Below are 22382 nucleotides of genomic sequence, written 5' to 3'. Positions count from 1 at the left end.
TATGACCATTAATGATCAATCTATTCAATTTGAAATCTTGAAAGCAATAGTGGATAAATTACCGTTCGGTGTTTTTGTTGCAAAAAATGAAAGCGATATCTTTATGTGTAATTCGGTGATAGTAGAGTCTTTTTCCGAAAACCAACTAGATGTCAAACTTTCAATCATTACCGAAAAAAAGCTTACGCCGAGCGTAAATACACCAATTCAGTTAAATGGTATCCATGGTATTGTCCGAAAAGAAGTGATTATGATTTTAGAAGAAGAATACCAGATTTATCTTCTTTTATTTTCAAATAATAAAAATGATTTTCTTAATATAGATAATCATGAAGAATTACTCTTTAAAGATATGATCGAATTTGCTTATGACGGTTTGGTCATGGTTGATCCTGATGGGTATGTTCAAGTACTGAGCCAGGCTTATGCAGATTTTCTTAGTGTTGATCAGAAAAGCTCGATTGGCAAGCATGTGACAGAGGTGATTGAAAACACTCGAATGCATATTGTCGCGAAAACGGGGAAACAAGAGCTAGCGGAGCTTCAGAAAGTAAAAGAAGGATATATGATCGTGACCCGATCGCCGATCCGGAAAAACGATAAAGTGACGGGAGCTGTCGGTAAGGTTTTATTCAAAAATGTCGGGCAGGTTACGGCAATATCTAAACGGATTAAAATGCTTGAGGTTGAGCTGAAAAAGTACAAGGGCGATTTCCGTGAAAGAAACAAGGCTTCCTATACTTTCGAACATTTAATCGGGGAAAGTGTAGCTTTTAATGAGGTAATTGATCAAGCGAGAAAAGCAGCTAAAAGCGATTCAAATGTATTATTATTAGGTGAAAGCGGAACTGGTAAAGAGTTATTTGCCCATTCCATTCATAATGCTAGTCGTCGTGCTATGGGTGTATTTGTTAAGGTAAACTGTGCTGCGATTCCAGGAGAGCTATTAGAATCGGAACTTTTTGGATATGAAGAAGGTTCCTTTACAGGTGCAAAGAAAGGTGGGAAAGCAGGTAAGTTCGAAGCGGCAGACGGTGGCACCATTTTTCTTGATGAATTGGGTGAACTGCCATTGCATATGCAGGTAAAGTTACTCCGCGTTTTACAAGAAAAAGAGATTGAACGTGTAGGTTCCACTAGTAGTATCCCGATTGATGTGCGAGTGATTGCTGCAACGAATCGTAATTTAGAAGAAATGGTAGCTAAGGGAGAGTTTAGGCTTGATTTGTATTATCGTTTAAAGGTTATGGAAATTATGATTCCGTCGTTGAAAGAACGGCAAATAGATATTGAAATTTTAGTCAATCATTTTATCGATAAATACCAACAGATTATGAAAAAGCAGGTAAAAGGTATTAGTGACCATGCTCTACGTTTACTTACTTTCTATTCTTGGCCTGGTAATATACGAGAGTTAGAGAATATTATTGAACGCGCATTGAATTTTGTAGATGAAGGAACAGCCATTACGAAAGAGCATCTACCTGAAGAAATAGCTGGTCAAAAAGAAATAACTTCAATCCGTTCATTAGCTGAAGTGGTGGAATATACGGAATGTAATACAATATTAGCTTGTTTAAGGATGACTCAAGGAAATAAATCTGAAACGGCCAAACAATTAGGTGTTAGCCGGACAACACTATATGAAAAAATGAAGAAATATGGCTTGTTGCCTTAGGAAAAGCTGTCTCGAAAAGGTCCGTGCCTCTACTTTATCTGATTAACGTGCTTAATACGGTATTTAGTAGTAGTGCAACCTTAACTTGGGACAGTTTTTTCTGTGGAAAAGGGGTGGGGCTGTGTACGATCACTTTCGCACCGCCACCTTCATTAGGTTATACAATTCTAGAACTTTAATTTTTATCATCGTAGGGCTTTAGAGCAGACGCTCATAAAAGTTTGATGGAGAAATGGAGATCTGTAATAAAATCCGTACACGAAAAAAGTAGAAATTCATCATGTGTAAGATAAACCGAACATGATTTTGACTCTCTATTATTAATTGTAAAAAAAGACGAACAGTGATCAGATAATTTTTGATTTTCATGGCCGAATTCTAATTGATTTTATGGATAATTGTTTTTTATAAAATTATTTTAGGAAGAACCATCGCTCTAAGAAAGAACATAGTTAAGTTTGGCATGGAACTTGCATAAATATAGGTTGAATGGTTTCTCTGTAATATAAATAGTTTTCAGCATGTGTACGGGGATTTGTAAGCGTTTGCTTGTGGTGAATGAGTTCGGCATCATCAGAAACACTTTCGAACCAACCTATTTTGACCTGACTTGGGGAAGGCAGGTTTTAATGGGAATAGGCTATTTTAGAGAATCATAGTTATTTTGATAGACGGAAGATTTTTTTGGGGGGATGGGATTTAATTTGAATCAAAGGGGGAATTTACTTGGCCATTCAGATTATTGCAATTGTGTTGGCTCTTGGTTTGTTGATCTTTTTGGCGTATCGGGGTTATCCAGTTATTATAATCGCACCGCTTGTTACTTTACTTGCTGTTGTTTTATCTGGAGGACTTTTGTTACCAAGTTATACAGAAACATATATGACCAATGCAGCTAACTATGTGAAATCATTTTTCCCAATCTTTTTATTAGGGGCCATCTTTGGGAAAGTGATGGAGATGAGCGGTGCAGCGGCATCGATTGCTCAAACGATCGTAAAAAAATTAGGATCGAAGCGGGCGATTCTATCCGTTGTGTTAGCCTGCTCCGCGTTGACATATGGCGGAGTTTCCTTGTTTGTAGTTGCGTTTGCTGTTTATCCATTCGCAGCTGCTATTTTTAAAGAAGCAGATATTCCGAAACGACTTATTCCGGGAACAATAGCGCTTGGAGCATTTACTTATACAATGGATGCACTGCCAGGAACTCCGCAAATCCAAAATATCATTCCAACGAATTATTTTGGAACAGATACTTATGCAGCGCCATTAATTGGGATTATCGGAGCCATTATCGTATTTGTAGGCGGAATGATTTGGCTTGAGCGCCGCCGTAAACAAGCTTTAGTTAAAGGGGAAGGGTATGGAACTGGCCATATTAATGAACCAGAAACGACAGCAAATGCGTCGCTCCCAAATTTTTGGTTGGCGATAGTACCACTCGTTCTTGTAATTTTGTTTAACTATTTGTTTAGCCGCAGTGGAATTTCTGTTAAGAATTGGTACAATCAAACCGAATTAGCGGAAACTTTCAATATAGCTAATGTAAGTACAGTTACTTCTTCTTGGTCATTGATTGTCGCTTTAACAATTGGAATTCTCGCAGCGATGCTTCTAAATGTTAAACGGATTAAAGTAAAGCTGGCAAGCGGATTAACAGCTGCTGCAATGGGCTCACTGTTAGCTATTTTTAACACAGCATCTGAAGTTGGATTTGGGAATGTAGTTAAAACATTGCCTGGCTTTAAAGTGATTCAAGAGTCAGTTTTCAATGCTAGTAGCAACCCGCTCGTATCTGAAGCAATTGCTGTAAACGTTCTTGCTGGTATTACTGGTTCTGCTTCTGGCGGATTGTCCATCGCTTTGGAAGTAATGGGAAGTCACTATTTGCAATTGGCACAAAACCTTGGCATTACTCCTGAGATGCTACATCGGATTGCTTCCATGGCTTCCGGAGGAATGGATACGCTTCCACATAATGGTGCGGTTATCACACTACTTGCCATTACAGGGCTAACACATCGTCAATCATATAAGGATATTTTTGCCATTACGATTTTGAAAACAGCGGCTGTATTTATTCTGGCATTTTCAGCATCACTATTTATCTAAAAATACGAAAGAATGGAGATGGAAAAATGAGTAAAGTTCTATCATCATTAGACGAAGTAATACATCAAATTAAGGATGGTTCGACAATTGTTGTAGGCGGCTTCGGTTTATGTGGGATTCCAGAAAAATTAATTACCAGTTTACGAGATAAAGGAGTAAAAGATTTAACGATTGTCAGCAATAATTGCGGTGTCGACGATTGGGGACTTGGTTTGCTTTTGGAAAATAAACAAATAAAAAAAATGGTCGCTTCTTATGTAGGTGAAAATAAACTGTTTGAACAACAATTTTTAAGTGGTGAACTTGAGGTAGAACTTGTTCCTCAAGGTACACTTGCTGAACGCTTGCGAGCTGGAGGAGCTGGAATTCCCGCCTTTTATACAGCTACAGGCGTCGGGACAGAGGTAGCTAATGGGAAAGAGCATAAAGAGTTTGATGGGAAAACATATATTATGGAAAAAGGGATTGTTGGCGATTTCGCGTTTGTGAAGGCGTGGAAAGCAGATCCATTTGGCAACCTTGTTTATCGGAAAACGGCTAGAAACTTTAATCCCGTAGTCGCCACTGCAGGAAAGCTGACGATCGCAGAGGTCGAAGAGATGGTAGGAATCGGTGAACTGAATCCGGATGATATCCATACGTCTGGCGTGTACGTTCAAAAAGTGTTTGTTGGTGAGAAATATGAGAAGCGAATTGAAAGGCTTACAACAGCTAACACATAAAGGGGAGGGTTTGTTATGACTGGAAGAAAACGTATTCTAGAACGTGCAGTTAAAGAATTACAAGATGGAATGTGTGTGAATTTAGGAATCGGGATGCCTACCCTGATTGCCAATATGATTCCAGAAGATGTTGATGTCATGCTGCAATCAGAAAATGGCTTACTTGGAATTGGGGCATATCCGACAGATCTCGAAGTAGATCCGGACTTGATCAATGCCGGCAAAGAAACAGTCACAGCAAAAGCCGGTGCTTCCTATTTCGATAGCGCTGAATCATTTTCAATGATTCGCGGTGGCCATATTGATCTTGCTATTCTTGGTGGGATGGAGGTTTCCGAAAAAGGAGATTTAGCAAATTGGATGATTCCTGGGAAAATGGTAAAAGGAATGGGTGGCGCAATGGACTTAGTGCAAGGCGCTAAACGAATAGTTGTAATCATGGACCATGTGAATAAGCATGGAGAATCCAAAGTTAAGAAGACCTGTACTTTGCCACTAACCGGTCAAGGCGTCGTTCATTGCCTAATCACGGACTTAGCAGTGTTCCATTTCCCGGAATCAGGAATGGAATTAGTGGAGCTGCAAAAAGGGGTTACCCTTGAAGAAGTAAAAGAAAAGACGGAAGCGGAATTTGTGGTGAGTGAAACGCTGAAAGTAAATAACTAATCTGGTGTTGTAGCTTCATGATTTAAAACGCCACCATTTATCTTGGAGGTTTAATTCTGTACCACGTTACACTCACTTAATCAATGGCGGTGCGGAGCCGGAATTTTGGATGCTTTTCGGTAAAATCAGTATCCAGCTATGTGGATTGGCTATTTTAGTGAGTCTCGAAGTCCGGTCCCCATGTCCGCCATATAAAAGAGAGAGAAGCAGTTAATGGCTTTTCTCTCTTTTTAGTTTTATAGTTCCCGAATTCTTCAAAAAAGTTTTTTGATAATGAAAGGTTACGTAAAACTATTTATTAATTTCATAATAAATAGTGAAAAAAGCAATCAATCTTATAGGGACTCTTTTTTCTCTCTTTTCATCTAAGCCAAAGCTGTATATGATAAAGGTATACATAATCTGTACTAGGAGCTGTTGAACTTGATTAAAGCGATCTTTTTTGACTTGGATGATACCCTTCTATGGGACCAAAAAAGTATAAGTGAAGCATTTAAAGCTACTTGTGAGTATGCCGCAGAGAAATATGAAGTAGCTGCTGAGCAATTAGAGGAAGCGGTGCGTGAAGAAGCGCGGGAGCTTTATGCATCGTATGATACCTATTCATTTACACAAATGATTGGTATTAACCCTTTTGAAGGATTGTGGGGGGATTTCGGTGATGAGGGGATAGAATTTGGAAAGATGAAGGAGTATGCACCAGTCTACCGCCGGGATTCTTGGATTAGGGGCTTAAAGTCGCTTGGGATTAATGATGAAGAATTCGGTGCTGAATTAGCAGAACGCTTCCCTCAAGAGCGGAAAAAGCGCCCTTTTCTTTATGACGAAACGTTCCAGGTATTGGATGAGCTGCATGATCAATATCGTTTATTATTGCTGACAAATGGTTCACCAGAATTACAAAATACGAAACTAGCGATTACTCCTGAACTTGTTCCATATTTTGATCATATTGTTATTTCTGGAGCATTCGGTAAAGGTAAGCCAGACGCATCCATTTTCGAACATGCATTAGAACGTATGGATGTAAGTAAGGATGAAGTCTTAATGGTAGGCGATAATTTAATGACAGACATCCTCGGGGCATCCCGCTTAGGCATTCAGTCTGTCTGGATTAATCGACACGAGAAAGAACGTAATGAAGTAATTCCTACTTATGAGATTACTCATTTAGAAGAGCTGTATCCGATTTTGCAGTCATTAAAATAAAAAATAATTAAAAATGATAAAATTTGGATATTTAGACGATTCGATCTACTTTGGAAAACAGAAATTTTTCTAGGGAAGATTTACCGAATTGCAGCATAGCTTGTGTATATAAAAATTCTTATTCAAGAACAGATCCGGAATGAGGCATAGCGTTAAAAGATGTATGTGATCGAATTCAGAATCCGAAAAAGACCGAGGTCATACATATCATAATGGTAAGAGTATTAGTTGCGTGAAAAAGTTCTCCTATGGAGGACTTTTCCAATTTAGGAAAGCATCCTAGAATTTAATAAAAAGGTTGCAAAAGTCAAGAAAGAGATATATAATTAATTTTGTTGATAAGGAAACGCAAATTTCGACAAATTACATGCGGGTGTAGTTTAGTGGTAAAACCTCAGCCTTCCAAGCTGATGATGAGAGTTCGATTCTCTTCACCCGCTCCATACATAGCTACTAACGCAGTGTTTCGTTACATAGAGAACGACGCATTGCGTTTTTTTATGTTTTACAAGGATTTGATCTCGTTAAGAGGTTAGGTCCTTTTTAAGTGGGAATAGCTAGATAATGATATTAAATAATAAATAATAATAATGGTTATTGGTTTTCCATTAATGCTTAACGGTACGTACATATGTACCCATTCATATAAGTAGAAACGGGGTAGTAAAATGAAAGCATTAATCTTTGAATCGTTTGGTGGCCCAGAGGTACTGCGCTATAAAGAGATGTCAGATCCTTCCATTAAGGAAGGCGAAATATTGGTGAGAATGAAGGCAATAGGATTGAACTTTGCCGATGTTTACAGAAGGAAGGGCAATTATCATTTAGCGGGTCTTCCACCTTATATATTAGGGTATGAAGGTTCTGGTATCGTAGAGCAAGTAGGTGATGGCATCACAAATATAAAGGTTGGCGATCGAATCGCGTTTGCAGATGTGCCGTTTGCAAATGCAGAATTAGTTGCTGTTCCTATTGAAAAGGCTATTTTGTTACCAGACGATATTTCTTTTGAAACGGCCTCATCTGTTTTGCTTCAAGGATTAACTGCACATTATTTAACAAAAGATAGTTTTGAAGTCAAAGCAGGAAACTCTGTTCTTGTTCATGCGGCGGCAGGAGGCGTTGGCCAGCTACTTGTTCAGATTGCTAAACTGCTTGGTAGTCAGGTCATTGGACTAACCTCTTCAGCAATAAAGGCGGAGGCTGCTATTTTAGCTGGAGCCGATCATGTATTCCTATACGAAGAACAATGGAGTGAAAAAGTGAAGGAAGTAACGAAAGGTCATGGAGTGGACGTTGTGTATGAGTCCGTGGGTTCGACTTTAGCAGACAGTTTTGAAACGACAAAAATCGGTGGTACGGTTGTATTTTACGGCATGGCAGGTGGAGATCCTGCTCCAGTCGATCCTCGTATGCTGATGGATACATCAAAAACGCTGACTGGCGGAGATCTTTGGAATGTTTTAACTTCATATGAGGAAAGAAATACTCGGTCAAAACAATTGTTTAACTGGATTGCTGAAGGAAAACTAGTATTGAAAGAACCTACTACATTCTCGTTAAAGGATGGCGCGGATGCGCATAAATTGTTAGAAAGCAGAAACAGCACCGGAAAAATTTTATTGATTCCATAAAGGTCAAAAGTGTTTGTTAATGATAAAAATCTCGCATGAAAAGTATTCGTCCTTGTGAAAATTTGTTATGGCGTTGCTGTAGCTGCAAAATTTTATTAGCTTAGTTCAGAAAAACCTAAACACCGTCCGATGATATGGACGGTGTTTAGCTATGTACGGCTAATTAACGATTGTATAAATCCCTTCACCGCCATGAACTTGTAAAAACATCTTCATTAGTGATTGCGTCAGTTTATCTGCTTCTTCTAATGAAGTCTGTTGTTTTAGGTAAATGATTTGCAGGGCAGAGGTTGTTGTTTCCGTAACTTTGGTCCGCTCTGAATCAACGAAAGGACTGCCGAAAGGTCCATTTTTGTCAGCTGATGTAATCATCCCTTTCATGGAATTACTGCGGCCGTTTAACCCATCGTATTGATCGGTTTCATCGCCGATTTTTAGCGTGACATCTCCGGCTATTTGATCGAGATCATAAATGCCGATTGGCACCTCGTATTGTAGCGAAAAGAAATTGTTTATGTCGATGGCAGAATGGACAGGCTGAATGTAATTTTGTTTTTGAATTCGGCGATAGAGAGCTTCAACAGATGGTCTGTAGCGTGATGGATTGGTTCCGATCGCTTTGAATGTTTGTCGCCATTCTTTAATTCCAGAAATGTCGTTTATTACTTTGTCTTGAAGATCAAAGAAAATCGATTCCTGAAATAGTTGGAGTCTCCCTTTGATCATTTGTGGCGAGTCGCCTACTGCAATATTTTGATAAAAAATAAGGCCTGCTTTAAAATTGGGAATTTTATCACGGAGTATGGCATCAATCTGAACTTCCAAACCTTTCACCTCCAAAAATAGTTGGATATAGTTTATCATAGATGACGTAGGTTTAATATTGAGTAGGCTTCTTTTAGATGTGTTCAATAAGTCCGGTAAAAATTGCAGTCGAATTTCTTCGTCGCTCATGAATGAACTGTGCATGTTCGGTTCTCATGTATTCTGTATACGCGCAGGTCTAGAGACAATCACCACGCGAAATTCTAGGATCTTTTTATCCACCTTTTTGAACACACACTTTTAGTTAGTTGATAGGAGTTAATAATGTGGATATAGATGCATTTAAACAAGAAGTGATTCAATATAGTAAGGAAATTGGTATAGATAAAATCGGTTTTACAACGGCTTCAACGTTTCAGGAAATGAAGAATTTACTTATTCGACAGCAGGAATTAGGTTACCAATCTGGCTTTGAAGAGCCAGATATCGATAAAAGAGTGGATCCGACATTAATTTTCAATGAACCGAGATCAATCATTTCGATTGCGCTCGCCTATCCTTCGAAAATGAAGAACGCGCCACAAAGCAAGAAAGGCGAACGTCGAGGGATTTTTTGCCGAGCTTCTTGGGGACAGGATTATCATATTGTCCTACGTAAGAAACTGCAACTGCTTGAGGACTTTATTAAGGAAAAAGTGCCAGGGGCAATGGCGAAATCAATGGTCGATACTGGCGAACTAGTTGATAGAGCTGTTGCCGAGCGCGCTGGGATTGGTTGGAGTGGGAAGAACTGTGCAATTATTACCCCTGAATTTGGCTCTTATGTTTATTTAGGTGATATGATTACAAACATCCCTTTTGCACCAGATCAACCGATTGAAGATCAATGTGGAACATGCAATAAATGTGTAGATGTATGTCCGACAGGTGCTCTTGTTCAAGGTGGACAGTTGAATGCAAAGCGTTGTATTGCATTTTTGACACAAACAAAAGGATTCTTACCAGAGGAATTTCGGACGAAAATCGGTAATCGTTTGTATGGTTGTGATACGTGTCAGACCGTTTGTCCGAAAAATAAAGGTATGGATTTTCACTTTCATGAAGAAATGGAGCCTGATCCAGAGCTTGTAAAACCATTATTAAAGCCGTTACTTACGATTTCAAATCGTGAGTTTAAGGAGAAATATGGTCACGCGTCAGGATCTTGGCGAGGTAAAAAGCCGATCCAACGAAATGCGATACTGGCACTTGCTCATTTTAAAGATGAGACTGCACTACCTGATTTAATAGCTGTTATGAAGGAAGATCCACGACCTGTCATACGCGGGACTGCTGCATGGGCAATTGGCAAAATCGGTGGAAACGAGTCGGTATCCGTACTTAAAGAAGCACGTAAAAGAGAAACGGACGAAGAGGTACTTGCTGAAATAGACAAAGGACTTAGTTTTAGTGCAATACCTGAGTAAATGAGGTTTGACCTTTCGTAAGGAATTACGAGGTCAGCCTTTTTTTGTATTTTTACCGAAGTTTTATACATATATCTTATCATACGGATAAATGCCTTTCTTAATTTAGAAGATAATCAATCCTCGATTCATTAAAATTAACCATCGGAGTGGATAATCGAAAAATGCAGACTAAAATGGTCAACACTTTAAATTCATTCTTTTTTCGGAATATGATCCCGACTGATGGAAGTTTGATTTTTAAGGGGGAGTTTGTTTGAAGATTCAGCTAATAGCACTTGTACAGAAACGAATTGAACAGTATATTGGAAAGTCGCGTGAAGCGGTAGAAGGAAAACTTGAACGAAAACAAAACTTGTTAAAACAAAGGGAAGCAGAAATTGTCCGGGTTAAGGCAGCAGGTCAAGTGCTGTCTAGGCATGATAATAAAAATGAAACAGAATTAGACTATCATCTTCATCTTCAATATTTTATTAAACAACGAGACACTTTTTTCATTGAAGAAGAAACAGAAGAAAGGCGAGCCACGTTTCAAAATGGAAAAGTGGTCAGTGATTATGAAAACGAAAGAATATATGGTCAGAATCAGGAAGAGCGCAAAATTGATGTGTTTTCGGAAAGAATAAAGTATACGTATGATCGTTTGAAGGCCGTGAAATATGCGGAAAGATGGTGGAATGATTTTAATCCAGCGTATCCAAAGTTTACGGATGATTGCTCAAGTTTTATTTCACAATGCTTACATGCTGGAGGAATTCCGATGTGGGGAAGCTCGAATCGAAATAGGGGGTGGTGGATGTCGGGAAAGAACTGGAGTTTTAGTTGGACGGTTGCTAATGCATTCCAGCAGTTGCTGGCAGGGGGAAAGGGGGTTAGAACGCAGCAAGTTCGGTCGGCTGAACAATTGAATTTAGGGGATATTATTTGTATTGACTTTGAAGGAGACGGTCGATTTAATCATTCGTTGATTGTGACAGCTAAGGATGAAAATGGAATGCCGCTAGTGAATGCACATACGACAAATAGTAGACATCGTTATTGGACCTATGAAGATTCAAGCGCCTATACACCTAAAATTGTTTACAAGTTTTATAAAATACTTGACGGAAGCTGATGATGAGGCACAAGTGAAAATTAATGATATAATATAGTTTAAAGACTATACTAGAGGTGAACAGAACGTGGCAATACATGTCGTTTTATATCAACCAGAAATTCCGGCCAATACTGGAAACATCGCGAGAACTTGTGCAGCAACTGATACGAAGCTGCATTTAATCCGTCCGCTTGGATTTTCCACCGACGACAAAGCTTTGAAAAGGGCTGGGCTGGATTATTGGCATCATGTTGATATTCAATATTATGATTCATTAGATGAATTTTTTGAACAAAATGCGGGCGGTGATTTTTATTATCTGTCCAAGTTTGGTGAAAAACCACATACTAGCTTTGATTACAGTGACCAAGATCGTGAAATTTATTTCTTATTTGGCAGGGAGACTACTGGGTTGCCAAAAGATGTAATCCAACAGCAAAAAGACCGCTGTCTTCGAATTCCAATGACTGGAAATGTTCGCTCGTTGAACCTTTCTAATACAGCTGCCATTCTCGTTTACGAGGCGCTGAGACAGCAAAATTATCGGGATCTCGATTTGAAACTAGAAAAATAACTGTAAAGGGCCGGTCCAAAACTGAGCCCTTTTTACATAGGCTCAATATAATCAGCTGTTGATTTTGGCGTTTGTTTTCTTTAATTAAAGAGAGGGTGAATAGGGTATGAATGAAGTTATTGCAAAAATATTGGATCATCGTTCTATTCGATCTTTTGAAGACAGGCTATTAACGTCCGAACAAATTCAAGCCATTGTCCAATCTGCTCAAGCAGCTTCAACTTCAAGTTTTGTACAAGCGTATACTATTATCGGTATTACGGATCCTGTGAAAAAAGCGGCATTAGCAGAGCTTGCTGGTCCGCAATCATATGTGGAAAATAACGGGCATCTTTTTATATTTTGTGCTGATTTGCATCGACATGAGATTGTTGCAGAAATGGAAGAAGTGGATTTATCAGAGCCGTTAGAAAGTACGGAAAAATTCATGGTTGCGACCATTGATGCAGCACTTGCCGCTCAAAATGCTGCTGTAGCTGCGGAATCGATGGAACTTGGTATTTGCTATATTGGCGGCATTCGCAATCATTTACCTGAAGTAACGGAGCTTCTTAATATTCCACCTAAAGTCATTCCATTATTCGGCTTGGCTGTCGGATATCCAAAGGGTCAAAGTGAAAAAAAACCACGACTACCCATTGAACATGTTTATCACGAAAATGAGTATCAGCCCAATAAGGAGGAATTTATTGCTCAATTGGAGAAGTATAATGATACGATTTCTGGATATTATCGAAAACGGACAAATGCCGTTCGAAAAGATACCTGGACAAGTCAAATGGTTGGGATGATTACAAAAAAAAGCAGAATGTATATGAAGGACTTTGTTGAGCGTCAAGGCTTGAACAAACGATAAAGTGAAACTTCAATCAGGGGGCTTCATCCCCCTGATTGTTAGTCCCGTTCTAGAGTCGCTAATATCTCCGCTCCGCTTCGATAAAACGACTCTACGAACCCGAATCAATGAATCACAGACTAAGTGCGCCGCGTCCTGCGGCAACGTCTGTGTGACCCACAACCTGCGGGCCTCAACTAAACCTCTGCTCACGCATCGGTAAGTTTCACTGTATCTCACCAATCGGGCTTTTACGGGCAGTATCCTCTACCTATGCTTCTTCGATTCTTCCAAGCCTTGAGGTTGGGATTTACTGCTCGTTAAAGCGGGATAAAGTGAAACCTCAATCAAGGGGGGCTTTCTTCCCCCATTGATGGTTATGACTAGTTGAATCAAACTAGTAATACAGTCGCTTTCGTGGGAGATGTAACGGACAGTCTTAGAGAGTGCGAGGGCTTTTCGCAATGATTGGCTCTAATTTGGATTGAAAAGCTTTTAGATGAAATAGATATCAAACATCTTATAAAATAAAGGCTGTGTTAAAGCTCATTGTTGATTGGAGCAGAAGGTGTGAGACTACTGCGGGATAAGCGCGTCAAAGAGACGAACGCCTTTCGTTTCAAATCAGCAATCAAGTTAAACAGAGTCTAGAAAATAAAAGAAGATGTCCCTTATGAAAGTGTAAAACACCTTTTCAGACATCCTCTTTTAAAAATATTCAGTAAAACACATGAAAATTCTTCCCCTAATGAACCTTGTACCGTGTTTTGGCTTATTTTTTCACAAATGGTTTATCATCGTATCCAGCAGTGAAAATTGCAACTAAAAACGTCACCATAACCGCGAGAATAATTACCGTTCCCATTATGTAACCCCCCTGAACTAAATTCTTCCTATGTTACGTATAAAGGTAGTATACCCCAATTTTTCAACAATGTGAACGCTAATGAAAGGAAATCTTTGATTATTGAGTATTGGCTGTACAAATAGTCAAAATGATTTTCGGAGGACCAATTTATCCGCCTTAACGGGCCGTAAACCCCCATTGATTGAAGTTTCATTTTATAAACGAATAAAGGCAATTTTTCCAAATATCTTATTTAAAGATCGAATAGAAATATAAAAGGGTCTGATCTCTCTTAGGCATCGTCCCTAGTTTCGTAGCAGGTAAAGTAATGGATAGGAATAGGTTATTTCTAGCAAGCTTTTTCATTTCGTCTGAACTTCTGTACATGTTTGTCAGATTCGCTGCATAGATTAAAGTATTCATCTCTGATAGGTAACAAGGGGAGGTTGCTAAAGATGGAAATTTTAAAAAAGATTGCGAGATTTAGAGAAGAAGAGCACAAGCTAAAATGGGAAGGCACCTTCGCGGAATATTTGGAGATTGTTAAAGAACAGCCATGGGTTGCACAATCCGCGCATTCACGTGTATATAACATGATCAGAGATGCTGGTATAGAAGAAGTCAATGGAACGAGGAAGTATAATTTTTTCAGTGGTCAATTATTTGGTTTAGAGGAGTCGCTTGAACGTCTTGTAGAAGAATATTTTCATCCAGCTGCAAAACGATTAGATGTTAGAAAAAGGATTTTACTACTGATGGGGCCGGTATCGGGTGGGAAATCGACGCTCGTTTCAGCATTGAAGCGAGGGTTAGAATCGTATTCACTTAAAGATACAGGAGCTATTTATGCAATAAAAGGCTGTCCGATGCATGAAGACCCACTTCATTTAATTCCACAAAATTTACGCCAAGACTTTTTTGATGAGTATGGTATTCGTATTGAAGGGAATTTGTCGCCACTGAATTTAATGAGGCTTGAACAGGATTATGGAAATAGAATTGAAGATGTGATAGTTGAGCGTGTATTCCTTTCCGAAGATAAGCGGGTCGGTATTGGAACATTTAGTCCATCTGATCCGAAATCACAAGATATTGCTGATTTAACAGGCAGCATTGATTTTTCGACGATTGCCGAATTTGGATCGGAATCTGATCCGCGTGCGTACCGATTTGATGGTGAATTGAATAAGGCAAACCGAGGGATGATGGAATTTCAAGAAATGCTGAAATGTGATGAGAAATTTCTCTGGCATTTACTTTCACTTACACAGGAAGGAAATTTCAAAGCCGGAAGATTTGCCTTGATTTCTGCTGATGAGCTAATAGTGGCGCATACGAACGAAACCGAGTACAAATCATTCATTTCAAATAAGAAAAATGAAGCCTTACATTCTCGAATCATCGTTATGCCGATTCCGTATAATTTAAAAGTAACAGAAGAAGAAAAGATTTATGAAAAAATGATTAAAGAAAGTGATGTTCACAATGTTCATATCGCGCCACATACATTAAAAGTTGCTGCGATGTTCAGTATTCTGACCCGGATGAGGGACCCGAAAAAAGGAGATATCGATTTAATTAAGAAAATGCGTCTCTATGATGGTGAAAACGTGGAAGGTTTTAATTCAGCCGATATTAATGAGTTGAAAAAAGAGCATCAGGATGAAGGGATGAGCGGAATTGACCCACGATATGTGATCAACCGCATATCTTCAACGATTATTCGGAAAGAAAATCCATCGATTAATGCACTTGACGTACTTCGCTCATTGAAGGAAGGGCTTGACCAACATCCTTCGATTACATCTGAGCTACGTGAAAGATATTTAAATTTCATTTCACTTGCAAGAAAGGAATATGACGCGATTGCGAAAAATGAAGTTCAAAAAGCATTCGTATATTCATATGAAGAATCGGCGAAAACATTGATGGATAATTATCTTGATAATGTTGAAGCATATTGCAATAAATCTAGACTCCGCGATCCTTTAACAGGTGAAGAGATTTCTCCTGATGAAAAGCTGATGCGCTCGATTGAAGAACAAATTGGAATTTCGGAAAATGCAAAGAAGGCGTTCCGTGAAGAAATTCTAATTCGAATTTCGGCTTACGCTAGAAAAGGAAAACGCTTTGATTACAATTCACATGATCGCCTGCGTGAAGCTATTCAGAAGAAATTATTTGCTGATTTAAAAGATGTTGTAAAAATTACAACGTCATCGAAAACGCCTGATGAGAACCAATTGAAGAAAGTAAATGAAGTAGTTGCAAGGCTAATCGAAGAGCATGGTTACAATTCTACATCTGCAAATGAATTACTACAATATGTTGGTAGTCTATTAAATAGATAATCATTGAAGGGTCTGACTTTAGTTTAAGAGGTCAGATCCCTTTTGCTTCGGACAAGTCATGTTATATGAACTTGAACTTTACATGTAGAAGCTTGTACAGTTTAAAGCGATTTGCCCATTTTTAATAAATTATTGTAAATTATTGCGTGTCCTTGCATAGGATAGAGTAATACAATCTTTTACGAAATATTTGGCAAAGTCTAACAGTTGGATAGTGTATGTTCCGAAGTAGGGATATAAAGATTTCCGCACTACCGTATCATATGCAAGGAGATAAAGAATGGTTCAACCTATCCCACATTAATGTGCAGTAAAACCCCACCTCAAGTCTTAGAGAAGTCGAAGAAGTGTAGGAGGGAGATAACTGCCCGACCGCTGTGATCTTCAGCGGTTTAGTTGAGCCCACAGGATGTGGGTCACACAGACGAACGACTAAAGGACGCGGCGTACTAAGTTAGTGATTCATTGAACCTTAGTTCGTACTGTCGATTGATCGAAGCGAAAGCGAAGATCATAGCGACAGTAGAACGGGACTAACAATCAGGGGGAAATGAAGACCCCCCCACTGAAGAAGTTTCACTTTATCAGACGACTGATTCTTAGAATTTGGCTGTAAAGCTCCATATAACTGTCTTAACTGTACGAATTTCTTTAAAAAAGCAACTTGTGTATGTTTCAAATAAGGAATGACAGATTTTAGTGTTCACATCAGGCGCCATTAGCTCGAGATACAAGCCAACCGTCAAGAAGATCAAAGCACGATCCTCATGCCAGCATATCTTGTGCTTGTCGCCGATTACCAGGCGCATTAAGCTTTCTAATAAGGGGGGAAAGTGTATGACGAAAGAGAACAAACATCAGTTTGCAATTTCACAGGAAGATTGGTCCCTCCACCGTAAAGGATATGATGATCAACAAAGACATCAGGAAAAGGTGCAGGAAGCGATTAGGAATAATCTTCCAGATTTAATTTCTGAAGAAAGTATTATTATGTCAAACGGAAGAGACGTCGTGAGAATCCCTATTCGTTCACTAGATGAGTATAAGATTCGTTATAACTATGATAAAAATAAGCATGTAGGTCAAGGAGATGGGGACAGTCAACTTGGGGATGTAGTGGCAAGAGATGGATCCCCAGAAAAAGGACCAGGTAAAGGTCAAGGAGCAGGAGACGCTGCTGGAGAAGATTATTACGAGGCAGAAGTAACGATGCTAGAAATCGAGGAGGCTTTGTTTAGCCAGCTTGAACTTCCAAATTTACAGCGCAAAGAACGTGATGATAACACGATAGAGGATATTGAGTTTAATGATATTAGAAAAACAGGCCTGATGGGGAATATTGATAAGAAGAAAACGATGATTGCTGCATTTAAACGGAATGCCTTAAGTGGTGATCCTGGTTTTCATCCGATTTATAAAGAAGACTACAAATTTAAGACCTGGAATGAAATCGAAAAACCAGATTCTAAAGCAGTCGTTTTAGCGATGATGGATACGTCGGGAAGTATGGGGCTCTGGGAAAAATATATGGCTCGTAGTTTCTTTTTCTGGATGAATCGTTTTCTTCGGACAAAATATGAATCTGTTGAGGTAGAATTTATCGCTCATCATACTGAAGCCAAGGTCGTTTCAGAAGAAGACTTCTTTTCAAAAGGGGAAAGTGGTGGTACGATTTGCTCATCCGTTTATCGAAAAGCTTTAGAGCTTATTGACACTAAATACGACCCTGATCGATTTAATATCTACCCATTTCATTTCTCAGACGGTGATAATCTCACCTCAGATAATGCCCGCTGTGTAAAACTTGTAGAAGAACTTATGAAGGTATCGAATATGTTTGGCTACGGTGAAGTTAATCAATACAACCGCCATTCAACTTTAATGACAGCCTACAAAAATATTAATAACGAAAAGTTTCGTCATTATATTTTAAAGCAAAAAGCCGATGTCTTTCATGCGATGAAGAGCTTTTTTAAGAATGAAGAAACGAAATTACATGCATAATTAGAGCAAACGCAGAACAAGATTTCTTGGTCTGCGTTTATTTGTTATGATTGGCGTGGAGTATAAAAATGTAAAGAATTCATAGTATGCCTTGTAATGGACAAGAATGAGAAATGGGTGAAAAAGATTGGATGATCCACATACAGATTTTCAAATTTCTTTGCAAAATATCGAGTTTATCGCACCTAGAGTAAACAAAGGGATTCAGTTCATCCTTGTCATAAATGGTGAATTAAAAATTGAAACCAATAGTCGTTTTTATCATTTGGAAGAAAAAGACTTCCTTGTTATTAATCGCAATCAGCTTTATCAGGTCCAAGGAAGTGAAAGTAATAGCACGCTTTCATTAACTATCTCGGATGCCTTTATGGATCATCATTACGCGGAGTATCGAAATCGTCGATTTGAATGTTATTCTCGAGAAATCGATATGGGAAGAGATGATATGATTCAATCTATTCGAAGGCTGCTTGCAAATGTGATGGTCAGTCATTATAGACAAGAAGAAAGCTATAAGATCGAGATTTATGGAAATATTTGTCAAATACTTCTGATCCTAATCCGTCGGTTTAAAGAAGAGGGTAGTGTCTTTGAAAGAGCAGATACGGACAACTTACGATTATCCCAGATGATTGACTATATGGAAAGGAATTATGAGCAGCTGATTACCCTTGAAAAGGTAGCCGAGAAATTTTATCTTTCTACAGGCTATCTATCCCGCTATTTTAAACAAAAAGTGGGGATGGGGTTCAGCCGTTTTTTAATGAATATCAGGCTTAAACATAGCATGAAGGATTTATTATATACGTCAGACTCCATTTCGCAAATTGCTATGAACAATGGATTTCCTAATTCTAAGTCTTTCTCTAGCCTTTTTAAAGAAGTATACGGAATAACCCCTCATGCTTATCGGGAAAAACATGGGATACAAAAAGAAGATTCTATTCAAAGCTATAGCAAAGAGGATGCCGCAATGCTGATTCGTTCACCAGAAATAGTTGCGAATTTAAGCAGTCTGCTGATGGAAGATCAAAAGTCGTATTCTCACACTGAGACTCGTTTTGATAAGCTGTCAATCAACTTGTCCAAGCCTTTATCGTTGAAATTAAACTGTCCAGATCACATTCTTAATATTGGAGAAATCATTGAATTATTAAAGGAAGATGTTCAATCTCAAGTACTGGCAGTGAAACAAGATTTACAGCTTCGTTATATTGGAGTTCATCATCTGCTCAGCCGCACAGTGATTCCTCCAGAGGTAGAAACAGATGAAGCGATTGCGACAACTTCTCCATATTTTAATATTGATCGTGCACTAGAATTTCTAAAAAAGCATGATTTGTCTTTATTCGTACAAATTGATTATAAGGATATATCAAGGAATGAAGATCATTATTTTAATAAGCTCACTCAATTCATGAGGCATTGTTTGCAATTGTACGGAGAAGCGTTTGTTAAACACTGGCATGTCATGTTTTATGAGCCGTATTCTACAGGTGTCGAAGCGAAAGAGCTTCAAAGAATCTATCTTAGATTACATGGTGTATTGAAAAGGTTTGTTGAATCGATTCATGTTGGGGTCTATATGCCGTTTTCTTTCCGCAAAGAAAAAACAAACGATCATCATATATGGCAGCTGGGATACAGTGAGTATATTGATTTTATCGGCTACAGTGCAAACCAAAATGAGTTTATTGACTTTAAAGAAATGGTAGATGACTCGTTCCAATTAGCAAAGGAATATATTAAAGAAAAAACGATTAAGATGAAGTGGTATTTAAAGAAGAATCATTTAGAAAAACCGCTCCATCTCGTATCGTGGAATACATTGTCTGGGAATACCCGATTTACAAACGGCACTTTTTTTCGGGGAGCTTTAGTCTTAAAAAATGTTTTGGATATCGCGAATGACGTGGAATCGGTTGGCTTCTGGATTAACACAGAAGTCCATGAAGAGGGTGGAAGGGATCAGCGTTTTCGAATGGACGGCTTAGAATTATTCCATTACTTTAACGGCAAGCGTCCTGCTTATTTTGCCATGATGTTCTTAAAACGTCTTCATGGCGAAATTGTGGCACATGGTTCAGATTACGTGATGACGCAAAATGAGCGAGGTTTTCAATTGGTATTGATGAATTGTACAATTGTTAATCCTTATTTCTCACTTGAAGAGACGATCCTTCAAAAACTTAATAAAGATCTTCGTGTTACTATTTCTGGAATACAAACTGGTGAATATCAAATACGTAAACAAGTGTTTGATAAAGAACATGGTGCTTTATATACGAAATGGTGGAATTTTAACAGTAAGCATGGAATGGATGCTGAAATCATTGATTATATCATCAATTCTAGCCGTCCTTCTTTGGAACTATTTGATGAAACGATTGATGGAGATTGGTCATTTTATTCCTACTTGACGAGCAATGCTATTCACTTTTTTGATATTCGAAAAACATATTAATAATAAAAGGGTCAGAACTCCCTGTAAAAGAATAGGAGTTCTGACCCTTTTTTGCTCATTTCGCATACTTTGTTGCTTTTTATATACATTCTTATTGAATGGAAGGTAAAAAATCAACCCTCTTTTTTTACCTGATTCAGAACGAGGTTTATTTTTGTACTCTAAATGGTATTAAACTACATAAGAATTGACTCTACTAAATTACCTTTATTTTTTATAATGAATGTATAGAAAATAATCAAAAGGTTCCTGTTAAGATTTGTTCTAATCGATAATTTCCCCAGATTAAAGCGATTATGGATAATCTTTCTATTGTAAAAAACTTACTCTATACAAAAGCTATAGATAAGTAATCATTTAGTCTTTAATCTATTTAACAGTAATTTAATCTAAACATCAGGAGGTTCATCATGGAAACAAGTTATAAAGGCACAAATAAATTGATTATTGGTATTGTTTTTGGGGTTATCACATTTTGGCTCTTTGCTCAATCAATGGTCAATGTCGTTCCGGCGGTTCAATCAGATTTAGGTATTTCACTCGGAACAATAAACATAGCCATTAGTTTATCTGCCTTGTTTTCAGGCATGTTTATCGTTGCCGCTGGTGGCTTTGCAGATAAGATTGGACGTAAAAAAATTACGTATATAGGGTTAGTTTTAAGTGTTGTTGGTTCTTTTCTTATTGTTATAACACAAGGTGCAGCATTGTTGATTATCGGACGTATCCTCATAGGGATTTCAGCAGCATGTATTATGCCAGCAACAATTGCGTTAGTGAAAGCTTATTATGAGGGGCCTGATCGACAACGCGCCCTCAGTTTCTGGTCAATCGGTTCTTGGGGCGGCTCAGGTGTTTGTTCACTTGCTGGTGGAGCAATAGCAACATATATGGGCTGGCGATGGATTTTCATCTTTTCTATTATCTTCGCTCTTCTAGCGATGTTGCTTATAAAAGATACTCCAGAAAGTAAAGCAGAATCAAAAGGTGCTTTTAAATTTGACTATACTGGATTAGTTATATTTATTATTACGATGCTTGCCTTAAACTTGTTTATTACTCGTGGATCGGATTGGGGCTGGACAAGCTCTTTAACTTTAATTTGTGCAGCGATCGCAATCATAGGGATCATTGTATTCGTTAAGGTGGAAATAAAAAAATCGATTGCATTGATTGACTTCTCTTTATTTAAAAATAAACCATACGCAGGAGCCACATATTCCAACTTCTTATTAAACGCTGTAGCTGGAACACTTGTTGTTGCCAATACGTATGTGCAAGTCGGTCGTGGATTTACGGCATTCCAATCAGGAATGTTATCAATCGGTTATTTAGTAGCGGTGCTTGCGATGATTCGTGTCGGTGAGAAGATTTTACAAAAAAAAGGCGCGAAATCTCCAATGATTTGGGGGGCCATAATAACGACTATAGGTGTAGCTATGATGGGATTAACATTCTTACCCGGCATTTCCTATACAATAGTTGTATTTATTGGGTTTGCTTGTTTCGGTCTTGGGCTTGGAATTTATGCAACCCCATCTACAGATACATCTGTATCTAATTCACCTTCTGATAAAGTAGGGGCAGCAGCTGGGGTTTACAAAATGGCAAGCTCATTAGGTGGAGCGTTCGGGGTTGCAATTTCTGCTTCTGTTTATGGTGCCATTGCTGCTGCTAGTAGTGTTGAAGTAGCTGCAACAGGAGGGGTAATTGTCAACGTAATATTCGGTATACTTTCCGTCATCTCGATTATTTTTATGATTCCTAGTGATGCTGGAAAAACGTCCAAGGAGCCATCACCTAGATCAAGACAAAATACTGGTGAACCACAACCTAGTCATTAAAGGAGAATATTGGGGGAGAGGTCTTCTCTCCTAATATTTTACTGGAACGTTGAAGGGAAGATCAATTGATTGAGAGGAAATACAGGGAAGTGATCTGACCTTAACATATGCTGAT

General features: G+C 38.4%; 15 protein-coding genes and 1 tRNA gene. 15 read left to right on the top strand and 1 reads right to left on the bottom strand.

Going from position 1 to position 22382, the window contains the following annotated elements; translation table 11 throughout:
* The first annotated feature begins 1 nt into the window (after position 1).
* The 7 genes from V179_RS0121725 to V179_RS0121695 all read left to right on the top strand — a co-directional run bounded on the left by V179_RS0121725 (position 2) and on the right by V179_RS0121695 (position 8021).
* Positions 2 to 1678 carry a sigma-54 interaction domain-containing protein gene (locus V179_RS0121725; RefSeq protein ID WP_152534795.1) on the top strand — a complete coding sequence of 559 codons (1677 nt, stop codon included), beginning with the start codon at positions 2 to 4 and terminating at the stop codon, positions 1676 to 1678.
* 726 nt (positions 1679 to 2404) lie between these two features.
* On the top strand, positions 2405 to 3790 hold the full coding sequence (locus tag V179_RS0121720) for a GntP family permease (protein ID WP_028393349.1): 1386 nt from the start codon (positions 2405 to 2407) through the stop codon (positions 3788 to 3790).
* A gap of 26 nt (positions 3791 to 3816) precedes the next feature.
* The gene (locus V179_RS0121715) at positions 3817 to 4512 is read left to right on the top strand and encodes a CoA transferase subunit A (protein WP_028393348.1); all 696 of its coding nucleotides are present in this window, start codon (positions 3817 to 3819) and stop codon (positions 4510 to 4512) included.
* 15 nt (positions 4513 to 4527) lie between these two features.
* On the top strand, positions 4528 to 5178 hold the full coding sequence (locus V179_RS0121710) for a 3-oxoacid CoA-transferase subunit B (RefSeq protein ID WP_028393347.1): 651 nt from the start codon (positions 4528 to 4530) through the stop codon (positions 5176 to 5178).
* Between the two features lie 423 nt (positions 5179 to 5601).
* Complete coding sequence (locus V179_RS0121705; RefSeq protein WP_028393346.1) at positions 5602 to 6387, top strand: HAD family hydrolase; 786 nt, start codon at positions 5602 to 5604, stop codon at positions 6385 to 6387.
* A 369-nt stretch (positions 6388 to 6756) separates the two neighbouring features.
* Positions 6757 to 6830, top strand: a tRNA-Gly gene (locus tag V179_RS0121700).
* Between the two features lie 225 nt (positions 6831 to 7055).
* Positions 7056 to 8021: a quinone oxidoreductase family protein gene (locus V179_RS0121695; RefSeq protein ID WP_028393345.1), complete on the top strand. Its 966-nt coding sequence runs from the start codon at positions 7056 to 7058 to the stop codon at positions 8019 to 8021.
* Between the two features lie 159 nt (positions 8022 to 8180).
* Here the strand turns inward: V179_RS0121695 and V179_RS0121690 are convergent, their stop codons facing one another.
* Positions 8181 to 8846, bottom strand: a complete 666-nt coding sequence (locus V179_RS0121690) for a B3/B4 domain-containing protein (RefSeq protein ID WP_028393344.1) — start codon at positions 8844 to 8846, stop codon at positions 8181 to 8183.
* A 266-nt stretch (positions 8847 to 9112) separates the two neighbouring features.
* Between V179_RS0121690 and queG the strand changes: the two genes are divergently transcribed.
* The 8 genes from queG (at position 9113) to V179_RS0121645 (ending at position 22267) form a co-directional block, all read left to right on the top strand.
* Positions 9113 to 10252, top strand: a complete 1140-nt coding sequence (queG, locus tag V179_RS0121685; protein WP_028393343.1) for a tRNA epoxyqueuosine(34) reductase QueG — start codon at positions 9113 to 9115, stop codon at positions 10250 to 10252.
* Between the two features lie 256 nt (positions 10253 to 10508).
* Entirely contained in the window at positions 10509 to 11366 is an 858-nt protein-coding gene (locus V179_RS0121680; RefSeq protein WP_028393342.1) for an amidase domain-containing protein, read from the top strand.
* Positions 11367 to 11433: 67 nt separating this feature from the next.
* Positions 11434 to 11922: a tRNA (uridine(34)/cytosine(34)/5-carboxymethylaminomethyluridine(34)-2'-O)-methyltransferase TrmL gene (trmL, locus tag V179_RS0121675; RefSeq protein ID WP_028393341.1), complete on the top strand. Its 489-nt coding sequence runs from the start codon at positions 11434 to 11436 to the stop codon at positions 11920 to 11922.
* A gap of 106 nt (positions 11923 to 12028) precedes the next feature.
* Positions 12029 to 12778 carry an oxygen-insensitive NADPH nitroreductase gene (gene nfsA, locus V179_RS0121670; RefSeq protein ID WP_028393340.1) on the top strand — a complete coding sequence of 250 codons (750 nt, stop codon included), beginning with the start codon at positions 12029 to 12031 and terminating at the stop codon, positions 12776 to 12778.
* 1281 nt (positions 12779 to 14059) lie between these two features.
* Positions 14060 to 15955, top strand: coding sequence for a PrkA family serine protein kinase (locus V179_RS0121660; RefSeq protein WP_028393339.1), 1896 nt, complete (start codon positions 14060 to 14062; stop codon positions 15953 to 15955).
* Positions 15956 to 16792: 837 nt separating this feature from the next.
* On the top strand, positions 16793 to 17959 hold the full coding sequence (gene yhbH, locus V179_RS0121655; RefSeq protein ID WP_028393338.1) for a sporulation protein YhbH: 1167 nt from the start codon (positions 16793 to 16795) through the stop codon (positions 17957 to 17959).
* A 127-nt stretch (positions 17960 to 18086) separates the two neighbouring features.
* Complete coding sequence (locus V179_RS0121650; protein ID WP_028393337.1) at positions 18087 to 20423, top strand: helix-turn-helix domain-containing protein; 2337 nt, start codon at positions 18087 to 18089, stop codon at positions 20421 to 20423.
* Between the two features lie 410 nt (positions 20424 to 20833).
* The gene (locus tag V179_RS0121645) at positions 20834 to 22267 is read left to right on the top strand and encodes an MFS transporter (RefSeq protein WP_028393336.1); all 1434 of its coding nucleotides are present in this window, start codon (positions 20834 to 20836) and stop codon (positions 22265 to 22267) included.
* Positions 22268 to 22382: the final 115 nt, after the last annotated feature.

This window comes from Bacillus cihuensis, assembly GCF_000504145.1.
Lineage (GTDB): Bacteria > Bacillota > Bacilli > Bacillales > DSM-1321 > Peribacillus > Peribacillus huizhouensis.
The sequence above is the reverse complement of the archived record's forward strand: the minus strand, read 5'-3'. Positions and strand labels throughout refer to the sequence as shown.